The organism is Microbacterium mangrovi (genome assembly GCF_000802305.1).
Classification (GTDB): domain Bacteria; phylum Actinomycetota; class Actinomycetes; order Actinomycetales; family Microbacteriaceae; genus Microbacterium; species Microbacterium mangrovi.
In genome coordinates, this window is sequence record NZ_JTDK01000019.1 from 22,046 (window position 1) to 34,611 (window position 12,566).

Annotated in this window: 9 protein-coding genes; 6 read left to right on the forward strand and 3 right to left on the reverse strand. The window is 71.1% G+C overall.

Annotated features, from left to right (window positions below; translation table 11 throughout):
- Nucleotides 1-152: 152 nt before the first annotated feature.
- The 6 genes from LK09_RS18170 to LK09_RS18195 are packed head-to-tail and all read left to right on the forward strand — an operon-like array spanning nucleotide 153 to nucleotide 6,936.
- Nucleotides 153-1,352 (forward strand): ROK family transcriptional regulator, encoded by a 1,200-nt coding sequence (locus tag LK09_RS18170; protein WP_039402745.1) that lies wholly within the window; start codon nucleotides 153-155, stop codon nucleotides 1,350-1,352.
- Between the two features lie 41 nt (nucleotides 1,353-1,393).
- The gene (locus tag LK09_RS18175; protein ID WP_039402746.1) at nucleotides 1,394-2,734 is read left to right on the forward strand and encodes an ABC transporter substrate-binding protein; all 1,341 of its coding nucleotides are present in this window, start codon (nucleotides 1,394-1,396) and stop codon (nucleotides 2,732-2,734) included.
- Nucleotides 2,731-3,759: a carbohydrate ABC transporter permease gene (locus LK09_RS18180; RefSeq protein ID WP_052226981.1), complete on the forward strand. Its 1,029-nt coding sequence runs from the start codon at nucleotides 2,731-2,733 to the stop codon at nucleotides 3,757-3,759. The genes LK09_RS18175 and LK09_RS18180 overlap by 4 nt, the downstream gene beginning before the upstream one ends.
- A complete protein-coding gene (locus LK09_RS18185) occupies nucleotides 3,759-4,652 on the forward strand; it encodes a carbohydrate ABC transporter permease (RefSeq protein ID WP_039402748.1) in 894 nt (297 codons plus the stop codon). The genes LK09_RS18180 and LK09_RS18185 overlap by 1 nt, the downstream gene beginning before the upstream one ends.
- Nucleotides 4,649-5,920 carry a 6-phospho-beta-glucosidase gene (locus LK09_RS18190; RefSeq protein ID WP_039402750.1) on the forward strand — a complete coding sequence of 424 codons (1,272 nt, stop codon included), beginning with the start codon at nucleotides 4,649-4,651 and terminating at the stop codon, nucleotides 5,918-5,920. The genes LK09_RS18185 and LK09_RS18190 overlap by 4 nt, the downstream gene beginning before the upstream one ends.
- Nucleotides 5,911-6,936 (forward strand): N-acetylglucosamine kinase, encoded by a 1,026-nt coding sequence (locus LK09_RS18195; protein ID WP_039402752.1) that lies wholly within the window; start codon nucleotides 5,911-5,913, stop codon nucleotides 6,934-6,936. The genes LK09_RS18190 and LK09_RS18195 overlap by 10 nt, the downstream gene beginning before the upstream one ends.
- 385 nt (nucleotides 6,937-7,321) lie before the next feature.
- Here LK09_RS18195 and LK09_RS18200 read toward each other — a convergent pair whose 3' ends face one another.
- From LK09_RS18200 to LK09_RS21850, 3 genes are all read right to left on the reverse strand, one after another.
- A complete protein-coding gene (locus tag LK09_RS18200) occupies nucleotides 7,322-11,104 on the reverse strand; it encodes a proline dehydrogenase family protein (protein WP_156138906.1) in 3,783 nt (1,260 codons plus the stop codon).
- A gap of 63 nt (nucleotides 11,105-11,167) precedes the next feature.
- A complete protein-coding gene (locus LK09_RS18205) occupies nucleotides 11,168-11,728 on the reverse strand; it encodes an acyl-CoA thioesterase (protein ID WP_039402755.1) in 561 nt (186 codons plus the stop codon).
- Nucleotides 11,729-11,880: 152 nt separating this feature from the next.
- The coding region (locus LK09_RS21850) for an HNH endonuclease signature motif containing protein (RefSeq protein WP_197061105.1) at nucleotides 11,881-12,566 on the reverse strand (686 nt) is incomplete at its 5' end.

Sequence of the window (12,566 nt, forward strand, 5' to 3'; positions counted from 1 at the left end):
CACCCGCACCTGGGCATGACCCGCAGGACGTGCGCATCGAGCGATCTCGACCCATGTTTGTTAACCCTCTTGACTGTTAGGAAACTTTCCTGATACGTTCGCGATGCGCCCGAGGAAGGGCGCACACGAGGATTCCGACGAGGGGATGCACGATGGCCGATCGCGCCGCCACCGCCGAGCGCACCGTGCCCGGCACCCCTGCCTGGCTCCGTGCCCGCAACGACCGCACCGCCCTGGAACTCCTCCTCGAGCACGGCGACCTCACCCGCAATCAGCTCGGCGAGCTGACCGGCCTGTCCAAGCCGACCGCGTCGCAGATGGTGCAGCGCCTCGAGGCGGCCGGGCTCGTGACCGCCTCCGGATCCCAGTCCGCCGGCCCCGGCCCCAACGCCTCCACCTACGCGGTCCGCAAGGATGCCGGCGTCGGCGTCGCGATCGACTTCGACGCCCGCCGTGTGCGCACCTGCGTCGTGGATGCGACCGGCACCGAGCACGCGCCGGTCGAGGTCACCCTCCCCCGCTCCCGTCGCACCCCCGAAGGCGATGTCCGCCAGGCGATCGTGGCGGCCACGTCCGCCGCCGGGATCGACCCCGCCCTCATCGGATCCGTGTGCATCGGCGTGCCCGGCGCCGTCGACCCGCGCACCGGCGACCTGCGCTTCGCCGACGCCCTGGCCGGCTGGCCGACGCGCGACGTCGCGGTGCGCCTCCAGGACTCCCTCGGCCTCGACGTCACGATCGAGAACGACGTCAACCTCGCCGCGATCGCCGAGCGCACCGCCGGGGCCGGCCGCGGAACCGGCGGGTTCGCGCTCCTCTGGCTCGGCCCGGGCCTCGGGCTCGCCGTCGACCAGGCCGGCACCCTCCAGCGGGGAGCGTCCGGCGGCGCGGGCGAGATCGGCTACCTTCCCGTGCCGCGCACCGCCATCAGCCTCGATCCGGATGCCCGCGAGCTGCAGGACCTCATCGGCGGCATCCAGGTCACCGCCCTGACGCGGGATGCCGGGGCATCCTGCCGCACCTATCGCGACGCGATCAGCGCCCTCACCCGCAACCCCGATCTGCGGGCGCGGGTGACCGAACGGCTCGCGCCGCGGGTCGCCGCCGGTCTCGTGGCCGTGCTCGCCCTCCTCGACCCCGAGCGCATCGTGCTCGGCGGGGCGACCGGCGCCGCGCTCGGACCGGGGCTCGCCACCGCCGTGGCCGCGCACCTGAAGGCCGGCACGGCCTGGGACCCGGACATCGCCGTCACCGGCATCCCGACCGCCCCCGTGCTCGCGGGCGCCCGCGAGCACCTCACCGCCGCCCTGCAGGCATCCCTGTTCGAGCGGCTCGACCGCGTCACCCCCTGACTCCCGCCCCGCACCCCACCACCACACGAAAGAAGGACCTCGTGTTCACCAAGAAACGGCTCCTCGCCGTCGCCGCGTTCGCCGCGGCGTCCGCGATCGCCCTCGCCGGATGCTCCTCCGGCGGACCGAACGGAGGCACCGCCGCCTCCGCCGCGCCCACGCACCTGTCCGGGACGGTGTCGCTGTGGCACTTCTTCACCGACCGGGAAGCCGCGGTCATCCAGTCCGTCGTCGACGACTTCCAGAAGAAGAACCCCGACGTGAAGGTGGTGGTGCACTCCGGTCAGGACGACACCAAGCTGACCACCGCGATCGCCTCCGGGCAGCCGGTCGACGTCGGCATCTCGTACTCCACCGACATCGTCGGCAAGTTCTGCTCGTCCGGCGCATTCATCGACCTCGCGCCGTACATCAAGCGCGACAAGGTCGACATGGGACAGTTCTCCAAGGTCGTGAAGTCGTACACCGAGTTCAAGGGCGTGCGCTGCACGATGCCCGCCCTCGCCGACGCCTACGGCCTCTACTACAACAAGGACATCCTGCAGAAGTTCGGCTACTCGGCCCCGCCGAAGACGCTCACCGAGCTCGAGACGATGGCCATGAAGATGACCACGTACAACGCCGACGGGTCCATCAAGACCCTCGGGTTCAACCCGTTGATGGGCTGGGCCGAGAACGCCGCCGCGCACTACGGCCCGTCCGCCGGCGCGCAGTGGCTGAACGCCCAGGGCCAGGCCGTGATCTCCCAGGATCCGGGCTGGAAGGAGCTCATGACCTGGCAGAAGGGCTTCGTCGACAAGATCGGGTACGACAAGCTGAACAAGTTCACCGCAGGACTGGGTCAGGAGTTCGGCGCGACCAACGCCTTCCAGACCGGGCAGGTCGCGATGAACCTCGACGGCGAGTGGCGCACCGCGTTCATCAAGGCGCAAAAGCCCGGCCTGAACTACGGCACCGCGCCGTTCCCGACGACCGACTCGCACACGGATCTGTACGGCGGCGGCTACCTCACCGGCAACATCGCCGGCATCGGCAAGGGCTCACAGAACAAGGAGCTGGCCTGGGCGCTACTGAAGTACCTCACCACCGACACCGCAGCGGTCGTGAAGCTCGCGAACGGCCTCGGCAACGTGCCGACGACCAAGGACGCCCTCGCCTCCCCCGCTCTGAACCTGCCGCCGCAGTTCGGCACGTTCCTGCAGGTCATGGCCAGCCCCCACTCGGACACCACGCCGCCGAGCCCCGTCGGCGCCGGGTACCAGCAGACGTTCAACGACTACTGGACCAAGTACCAGTCCGGTCAGGGCGGCGATCTCGCAGCCGGCCTGCAGCAGGTCGACAAGACGATCAACGCGTCGATCAACCTCGCGACGGGACCGTGAGCGCCACCCCCGCCGCCACCCCGGGACGGACGGTCGACGCCGTCCGTCCCGGCCGCACCGGCAAGAGCTCCCTGCGCCCGCCGCGCCCGGGCCGCAGCCGCACCGCGCGGCGCAACCGCTGGACCGTGCTGGCCATGATCGGACCGGTGCTGCTGGGCCTTCTCGTCTTCTTCGTCTACCCGCTGATCGCAAGCGTCTGGTTCTCCCTGACCCGGTACGACCTGGTCACCCCGCCGCAGTGGAACGACTTCCGCAACTACATCTACCTGTTCACGCAGGATCCCCTCATCGGCACGGCGGCGCTGAACACGCTGTGGTTCGTGATCTTCCTCGTGCCGATCCGGATGCTGACCTCCCTCGCCGTGGCGGGCCTCCTGGTCCGGGCGCAGCGGGCGTCCGGCATCTGGCGCACCGTCTTCTACCTGCCCTCGCTGGTACCGCCGGTGGCATCCGTCGTCGCCTTCGTGTTCCTCTTCAACCCGGGCACGGGCCCCGTCAACCAGATCCTCGGCTGGTTCGGCATCCAGGGTCCGCTGTGGTTCAACGACCCGGCCTGGTCGAAGCCGTCGCTGGTGATCCTCGGCGTCTGGGTCATGGGCGACATCATGATCATCTTCCTGGCGTCGCTGCTGGACGTCCCCACCGAGCAGTACGAGGCGGCATCCCTCGACGGCGCGAACGGCCTGCAGAAGCTGCGGTACGTCACGTTCCCCAACATCGTGCCGGTGCTGCTGTTCGCCCTCATCACCGGGATCATCGCCGCCCTCCAGTACTTCACCGAGGCGTCGGTCGCGTCGCAGGTCGCCAGCGGCAAGGCGAGCGTCGGCGAGGGCCTGGGCGGCGTGCTCGGGTACCCGGACGACTCCCTGCTCACGTACACGCAGTGGCTGTACGAACGCGGGTTCGGCGAGTTCCAGCTCGGCTACGCGAGCGCGCTCGCGGTCATCCTCTTCATCGTCGCGGGCCTGTTCCTCGTGATCCTGCTGCGGCGGGTGTCCGCCTTCAACCCCGAGGGAGCACGCTGATGTCGACCGCGACCGAGACCCGCACGCTGGTGGCACCCGGCATCCCCGCCCGTCGCCGCAGGGCCCGCACCCGGGGCGGGGTGCTGCTGTGGATCGCCGAGCACACCGTGCTGGTGGTCGTGGCGGCGCTCTTCGTCCTGCCGGTGGTGTTCGTGCTGCTGACGTCGTTCATGACGGCGAACCAGACCCTCACCGGCGACCTGTGGCCGCATCCTTTCACGGCGGAGAACTACGTCAAGGCGTTCACCGACGCGCCGCTGCCGCTGTGGTTCGCGAACTCCACGATGTACGCGGTGCTCGCGACCGCCTTCATGCTGATCTCCAGCGTGCCGGCGGCGTATGCGCTGGCGAAGCTGCGCTTCCGCGGATCCAATCTGCTGTTCACCGCGATCATCGTGGCGATGCTGCTGCCGCCCCAGGTGACCGCCGTGCCGGTGTACGTGATGTGGACCGACCTCCACCTGACCGGAACGCTCTGGCCGCTCATCCTGCCGAACCTGCTCGGCGACGCCTTCAGCATCTTCCTGCTGCGGCAGTTCTTCCTCACCATCCCGACCGAGTATGCGGATGCCGCCCGCATCGACGGCTGCGGCGAGTGGGGGGTCCTGCTGCGGGTCGTGGTCCCGATGGCCCGGCCGGGCATCGCGGCGGCCGGCATCTTCATGTTCTTCAACTCGTGGAACGACTACTTCGGCCCGCTGCTGTACACGTCCGAGAACCCGGCCTCGTGGCCGGTCGCGTACGGACTGGCGACGTTCCGCGGGTCGCACGGCACCGACTGGGGCATCACCATGGCGATGACCCTGATCATCACCGTCCCGATCGTGATCGTGTTCTTCTTCGCCCAGAAGGCGTTCGTCGAAGGCATCGCCCTGACAGGAGTCAAAGGATGAAACTGACCGTCGTCGGCGGAGGCTCGACCTACACGCCCGAACTCATCGACGGATTCGCGCGCCTGCGCGCGCAGCTGCCGATCGAGGAGCTGTGGCTGGTCGACCCCGATCCGGAGCGCCTGCGCCTGGTCGGCGGGATCAGCGAGCGGATGTTCCGCGCGGCCGGGCATCCCGGCCGGATCGTCATCACGAGCGACCTCGTCGCCGGGGTGGCGGATGCCGATGCCGTGCTCGTCCAGCTGCGCATCGGCGGGCAGGACGCCCGGCGCGGCGATGAGACCTGGCCGCACGAGTGCGGCTGCATCGGGCAGGAGACGACGGGCCCCGGCGGGTTCGCGAAGGCCCTGCGCACGGTGCCGGTGGTCCTGCGGGTCGCGGACGCCGTGCGGCGGCACGCCAAGCCGGACGCGTGGATCGTCGACTTCACCAACCCGGTGGGCATCGTGACCCGGGCGCTGCTGTCCGAAGGGCACCGCGCCGTGGGGCTGTGCAACGTCGCGATCGGCTTCCAGCGTGCGTTCGCCGGGATGCTGGGGGTGGCGCCTGCCGCGGTGCAGCTCGGGCACGTCGGCCTCAACCACCTGACGTGGGAGCGCCACGCCTGGGTGCGCGACGCCGACGGCCTGCAGTCCGACGCGCTCCCGCAGCTGTTGCGCGAGCGCGGGCCCGAACTGGCCGCGCACGTCGAACTGGAGCCGGGTCTGATCGACCTGCTCGGGATGCTCCCCTCCTACTACCTGCGCTACTACTACGCGCACGACATCGTGCTCCGCGAACAGCAGGGGGAACCGACCCGCGCCGACGTGGTGCAGCAGGTCGAGCGGGAGCTGCTCGACGTATACGCCGACCCGTCGGTCGACACCAAGCCCCCGCAGCTGGAGCGGCGCGGCGGCGCCTACTATTCGGAGGCCGCGGTCGATCTCATCTCGTCCCTGGCCTCCGACCGCGGCGACGTGCAGGTGGTGAATCTGCGCAACGACGGCATCCTGCCGTTCCTGCCCGACGACCATGTCATCGAGGTGCCCGCGACGGTGGATGCCCGCGGCGTCCGCGCGCTGCCGGTCGAGCCGTTACCGGCCGACGTCGCCGGGCTCGTCTCGCACGTCGCCGGCTACGAGCGGCTCGCGCTGGATGCCGCCATCCACGGCGGGCGGGACCGGGTGCGGCGCGCGATGCTCGCCCACCCGCTGGTGCAGCAGTACGACCGGGCCGAGAGGCTCACCGATCTGCTCATCGCCGAGAACCGGGAGCACCTCGCATGGGCGTAGTCGTCGCCGTCGACGGAGGCGGCAGCAAGACGGATGCCGTGGTGCTGTCGACCTCCGGCGCGGTGCTCGGCCGCGCGCGCGGCACAGGCTCCAGCCCGCAGGTGCTCGGGCTGGAAGCCGCGATCGCGGTGTTCGACGCGGTGGTGCGCGAGGCACTCGCTGCGGCCGGGCAGTCGCAGCCCGACCTGGTCCGCGCGTACATGTCCGGGGTGGACCTGCCCGAGGAGTTCGCCGCGTTCCACGACGCCGTCGCCGCCCTCCCCTGGGCCCCGGCATCCGCACAGCGCCCTGAGCCGGTCGAAGGGCAGTCGGCCCCGGCATCCCTCGTCGTCGACAACGACCTGGTCGCCCTGCTGCGGGCGGGAACGGCCGAGCCGGATGCCGTCGCGGTGGTGTGCGGCACCGGCGTCAACGCGGTGGGCGTGCGCCGCGACGGCGCGATCGTCCGGTTCCCGGCGCTCGGGATGATCTCGGGCGACTGGGGTGGCGGCTGGCACCTGGGCGAGCAGGCGCTGTGGCATGCCGCGCGCGCGGTCGACGGGCGCGGCCCGGCGACGGCGCTGGTCGTCGCGATCCCGGCCGTGTTCGGTCTCGGAACGATCGAGGACGTGATCCGCGCGCTGCACTTCCGCGACATCCCGAACCACGACCTGTCGCGCATCTCCCCCGCCGTGTTCGCGTGCGCCGCGCAGGGCGACGAGGTCGCGGCATCCCTCGTGGACCGTCAGTCCGGCGAGATCGTCACCTTCGCGGTCACCGCCCTGCGGCGGCTCGACCTGCTCGACGCCGAGGTGCCGGTCGTGCTCGGCGGCGGCGTGATCGCCGGCGGGGACGAGCGTCTCATGTCCGGCATCCGCGCGGGGCTGGATGCCCGCGCCCCGCGCGCCCGCATCGTGCACGTCGAGGAGCCCCCGGTCGTCGGCGCGGCCCTACTGGCCCTCGCGGCCGCCGGCGCGGATGCCGCCGCCCTCGCCCGCGCCGAGCAGGCCGTGCTCGCCGTCCCCGCGGCCGCCTGACCGGCCTCACCCTCGAGACAGGTGTCCGCCGCCGAAACAAGCCCCGTGCTCACTTGTCTCGGCGGGAACGTCTTGTCTCGACGAGCCCGGCCTGCGGCGCCCCCCCTCCACATAGACTCTGCGCATGCGCGACATCCGACCTTCCGTCATGTGGCGGGTCGCGAACGGGGTCGGAGCGGTGATCTTCATCGTCGGCCGGGTTTCCGCTCTCGACACTCTCGCGTGAACAGGCGTTCTTACGTGCAGTGGAGCGTTGGTCGAAACGCCGCCGAGCCTGACCGGCCTCACCCTCGAGACAAGTCTCCGCCGCCGAATCAAGCCCCGTGCACACCTGTCTCGGCGGGAACGCCTTGTCTCGAGACGCGCCCGCCGAAACTGACCGGCCTCAGATCACCGACTCGCTCCAGGGGTCTGGATCGCCGAACCGGTGGGCGGTGATCGAGATCGCCTGCTCGTGCAGGAACGGCAGCAGCTCGAGGCGTCCGGCCGTGGTCACCTCGCCGTCGTACACGGCGAGGTCCGGGTCGCCCTCGACGGCGATCGAGAGCTTGCGGTGCAGTTTGCGGGTCGCTTCGGGCGGCCCGACGAGCCGCACGCGTCCGGGTCGCGGGGCCACCGTGACCGAGACCGAGCCGGCTTCGGTCCGCGCCGAGGCATCCCCACCCGCGTCGACCGGGGTGCCTGCGGCGCCGCCGGTGGCCATGCGCTGGCACCACTGGTCGCCGGTCTCGACGTGGACGTCCAGGCGCAGGTCGCCCAGCGCGCGGCGCACGTCGGCCGGCAGGCCTTCGGCCAGGCTCAGGCTGATCGGAGACCCGGCGCGCACCGCCGCGATGACGACGCGCAGCACCTGCTGGGTGGATGCCCCGCGCACCGCGCGCACCGCGACCGGGACCGGCCGGTACCGGTACAGGTTGCGCTCGATGCCCAGCTGCGAGACGTCCTTCACCTGGCCGAATTCGCGGTCCCAGGCGATGGCGTCCGAGAGCGCGCTGCGGCGCAGCCAGTCGAACGCCTCGTACTTCAGCGACGGCTGGGACGCCTCGATGAGGGCCGTGATCCGGGTGTCGAGGCCCCGCAGATGCAGGCTCGACGACGCGCGACCGCCCTCGGTCGCGCGCCAGGAGCCGAGGCCGATCAGATAGTTCGGGCCGCCGGCCTTCGCCCCGGCGCCGACCGAGGACCGCTTCCAGCCGCCGAACGACTGGCGCTGCACGATCGCTCCGGTGATGCCGCGGTTGACGTAGAGGTTGCCGGCCTGCACGCGGTCGAGCCAGATCTCGAGATCGTGCGGGTTCTGCGTGTGCAGCCCCGCGGTCAGGCCGTACGCGACGGCGTTCTGCAGTTCGATGGCCTGCGCGAGGGTCGACGCGTGCATGATGCCCAGCACAGGCCCGAAGAACTCCTCGAGATGGAACCGGGACCCGGCCCGCACGCCGGTGCGCACGCCCGGCCGCCAGTACCGGCCCGCGGTCTCCGGTCCGAGGTCGACGGGTTCGGGCTTCACCAGCCACTTCTCACCCTCGCCGAGCGTCGTCAGCGCCCACTCGAGCTTGCCGTGCGGCACCTCGATCACGGGCCCGACCTCGGACAGCGGGGCCGAGGCCGGCCCGACGCGCAGAGACGTCACCGCATCCGTCAGCTGCCGCGTGAAGCGCTCCGAGCGCCCGACCGGTCCGACGACGATCGCGAGGGATGCCGCCGAGCACTTCTGCCCGGCATGCCCGAACGCGCTCTTGACGAGGTCGGCCACGGCGAGGTCGAGATCGGCCGACGGGGTGATGATGATCGCGTTCTTGCCGCTGGTCTCGGCCAGCAGCGGCAGGTCGGAGCGCCACGAGCGGAACAGCGCCGCGGTGTCCCAGGATCCGGTGAGGATGACCCGGTCGACCGCGGTGTGCTCGATGAGCTGGCGGGAGACGTCGCCCTCGTCGATGGCGACCAGCGCCAGCAGGTCGCGGGGGATGCCGGCATCCCACAGCGCTTCGGCGAGCACCGCGCCGCAGCGCCGGGCCTGGTGCGCCGGCTTGAGCACGACGCCCGATCCGGCCGCGAGGGCCGCGAGCACCCCGCCCGCCGGGATCGCGACGGGGAAGTTCCACGGCGGTGTCACGACGGTCACCTGCGACGGCGTGAACACGGCCCCGGTGACTCGGTCGAGCTCGCGCGCGGTGGCCGCGTAGTAGTGGGCGTAGTCGACCGCTTCGGAGACCTCGACGTCGCCTTCGGCGAACACCTTGCCGGTCTCGGAGGCCATGACCTCGATGAGCAGCCCGCGTCGTTCGGCGAGCACCTTTGCGACCCGGCGCAGCACCTCGGAGCGGGATGCCGCCGGAAGCGCACCCCAGTCCTTCGCGGCGCGCCGCACTCCGGCGACGATCTTGTCGAGCTGGGCGGCCTTGCCGACGCGGGATTCCGCGACCACGGCGTCGCCCGCGGTGGACGCCTCCACGCGGCCGAGGATCTCGCGCGCCCACTCGCGGTTGGCGGGAAGGGCGGGATCGCTGTCGGGCACGTTGCGGAATCCGGGGGCTCCGGCGGCACGGGTGACGGACTCGCGCGGCGCGAAGACGGCCGTCTCGACGAACGGCGACCCGCCGAACAGCTGCTGGGCGTCCGACGATAGAGCCTGGGTGTCTCCGGCGGCGATGCCGAGCACGGCCTGTGTGAGTCCGGCGTCGATCAGTTCGGTCTCGTCGGCGGGGTCGTGGGTCAGCCGCTCGGTGTCGTCGCCCGCGGCGTCGTCGCGGCCGGTGGCATCCTGCGCGGCGAGGCGCTCCTCGCGCGCCCGGTCCTGCTGACGCCGCGGCCCCGCCCAGAGCGTCGGATCGGTCTGGCGGGCGACGGATGCCAGGTATCGGTCCCGTTCCCGGTCGAACAGGGCCTCGTCGTCGTGCAGCGCGAACGCCGCCGACAGGTAGTTGTCGCTCGAGGCGTTCTCCTCGAGACGACGCACCAGATAGCTGATGGCGACGTCGAACTCGTCGGGCTTCACGACGGGCACGTACAGCAGCACGGGCCCGACCTCGCGCGAGACCGCCTCGACCTGTCCTTGCGCCATGCCCAGCAGCATCTCGAACTCGACGCCGTCGCGGACTCCGCGCTCACCGGCCAGGAGCCACGCGTGGGCGACGTCGAACAGGTTGTGTCCGGCGACCCCCAGCCGCACGGCCCGGATGCGGTCCGGGTCCATGGCGTCGTCGAGGCAGCGAAGGTAGTTGGCGTCGGTGTCGACCTTGACGTCGTAGGGCGCCTGCGCCCAGCCGTGCATGACGGCATCCACCCGCTCCATGGCGAGGTTGGCGCCCTTGACGAGGCGCACTTTGATCGGTGCTCCCCCGTCGTCGACGCGCGCGGTCGCCCAGGCGGTCAGCTCGCGCAGGGCTCCGAGGGCGTCGGGGAGGTACGCCTGCAGCACGATCCCTGCGCCGAGTCCGTGCAGCCGGGGATCGTCGAGGAGCCGCGTGAAGACCGCGATGGTGAGGTCGAGGTCGCGGTACTCCTCCATGTCGAGGTTGATGAACGTGCCGTTCTCGGCGGCGGTCAGATAGAGAGGGGTGAGCCGCTCGACCACGAGTTCGACGACCTCGTCGAACGCCCACATCGAAAGATGGCTGACGATCGCCGACACCTTCACCGACACGTAGTCGATGTCGGGTCGCCGCACCAGGTCATGGATGCCGGCCAGTCGGCGCCGCGCCTCGCCCTCGCCCAGCACGGCCTCGCCGAGCAGATTCAGGTTGAGCCGGTGTCCGCTGCCGCGCAGCTGTTCGAGCACTCCGCCGAGCTTGTCGGGGCGCGCGTCGACGATGAGGTGTCCGACCATGCTTCGGAGCACGCGCCGGGCGATCGGCACGGTGGGGGCAGGGAGCACGGGGGCGACGAGGCCGCCGGCCCGGACCGCCGCACGCTGGTACCAGGGCAGGAATCCCGGCACGAGCGGGGCGGTGCGCTTCAGGTTGGATGCCGCCGCCGACAGGCTCTCCGGTCGCATGACCCCGTCGACGAACCCGACGGTGAACGGCAGGCCGTGGGCATCCTTCAGGACGCCCGCGAGACGCGAGGCGGCGGGGTCTGCCTCTGTGACGGCAGACTCGACCACCCAGCGGCGGGCGAGCTCGGTGGCCTTCTGGGCGAGCGTGGATGGCTGCGGCGGTACCTCGGACATCCCCTCCATGCTCGCACCTCCCCCACGCAGGAGCGCCGTGCGGCGCGCCTCAGAGGCGGATGTTCAGCTCCACACGCTCGGCGCCGGCTTCTTGGTCGAGGGCAGCCGGGATGCTCCGGCCCACTCGTGGATCCACGGTTCGACCTCGGGGATCTCCCCGGGATGCCCCATCGCCGCGAGGGCCTCCTCGATCGAGACGTGGCCGCCGGCGCGCTTGAGCATCCGGGCGCGCACCACGACCCGCGCGTAGACCTCGCCGTCCACCACTGCGCGGTGCTCCATGTACAGGGCCCGGTCGTCGAGACCGGTGAACCGTGTCTCGACGTCGAACCGCTGCCAGAGATTCAACGACTTGCGGAACGTGATCGTCTCGCTGGAGACCACCGCGTACCAGGCACGCGAGCGCATGGCATCCCACAACCCGGTCCGCACGAGGAGGTCCCACCGGCCGAGGTCGAACAGCGACAGATACCGGCCATTGTTCATGTGCATGAGGATGTCGATGTCGGTCGGCAGGGTGGTGAGGCGGATCGTGCTGACCTCGGTCAGTCCCAGGGTTCGTCCGCGTCGCACCCGGCGTCGCGCCTGCAGGTGGATGAGGAGGGTGCGCCAGATCACATTCACGAGGTGCGATCGTAGCCTTCCACGACCTTTCCGCAGAGTCGATTGGAGGATGCCGCCAATTCGGGACGGGGCTCCGCCGCCCAACCGGCGGGAGTGAGCATCGCGATCACGGCGGACACCCTGGGGCCGACCGGCAGGTGGACTGCGCAGGGTCAGAAGGGTGCCGGTGCTGTGGACGTACCGGACGCGCCTGTACTGCGGGGTCTGCCGGGAGGGCCGGTGACGACCGCGGTGCCGGTCGGCTCAGCGTGCCGGGTTGACCGGCCGGGTGGTCGGCTGGGTTGTCCGGGTGGTCGGTCGGGGACGAACCGGACGGCGGCCGGGGGCCGGGTGCGGTAGCCGCGGCGGGTGGGTGAGGTGAAGTGGAGGATGCCGCCGGGGAGTTGCTGCACGGTCCAGTCGGTGTGGTGTTTGACGGTGTGGTGGCGCTCGCAGAGGCAGGCGAGGTTGCACAGGGCGGTGGGTCCGCCGTCAGCGTGTGCGGTGGTGTGGTCGATGTCGCATTTTTGGGCGGGGCGGCGGCAGCCGGGGAATCGGCAGGTCTCATCTCTGGCTTGCAGGAGGCGTCGCATGGCGGTGCAGGGGCGGCGTTTGTCGACGGTGACCGGGGTTCCGGTGGTCGGGTCGGTGAAGATCCGGTACCAGTCGTCGGATCCGCCGGCGAGGTGTCGGGCGGTGTCGTCGTCGACGAGTCCGGCGCCGGGGATCTGCGCACCGCCGGACGTGGTGCCGGCCAGGGTGGAGGCGGGGATGGTCAGGTGCACGGTGGCTTGGATGGCGCCGAGTGCGTCGCGGTGTTCGGGGGTGGTGCCGTGTGCGTCGGGGACGTTGGTGAGCA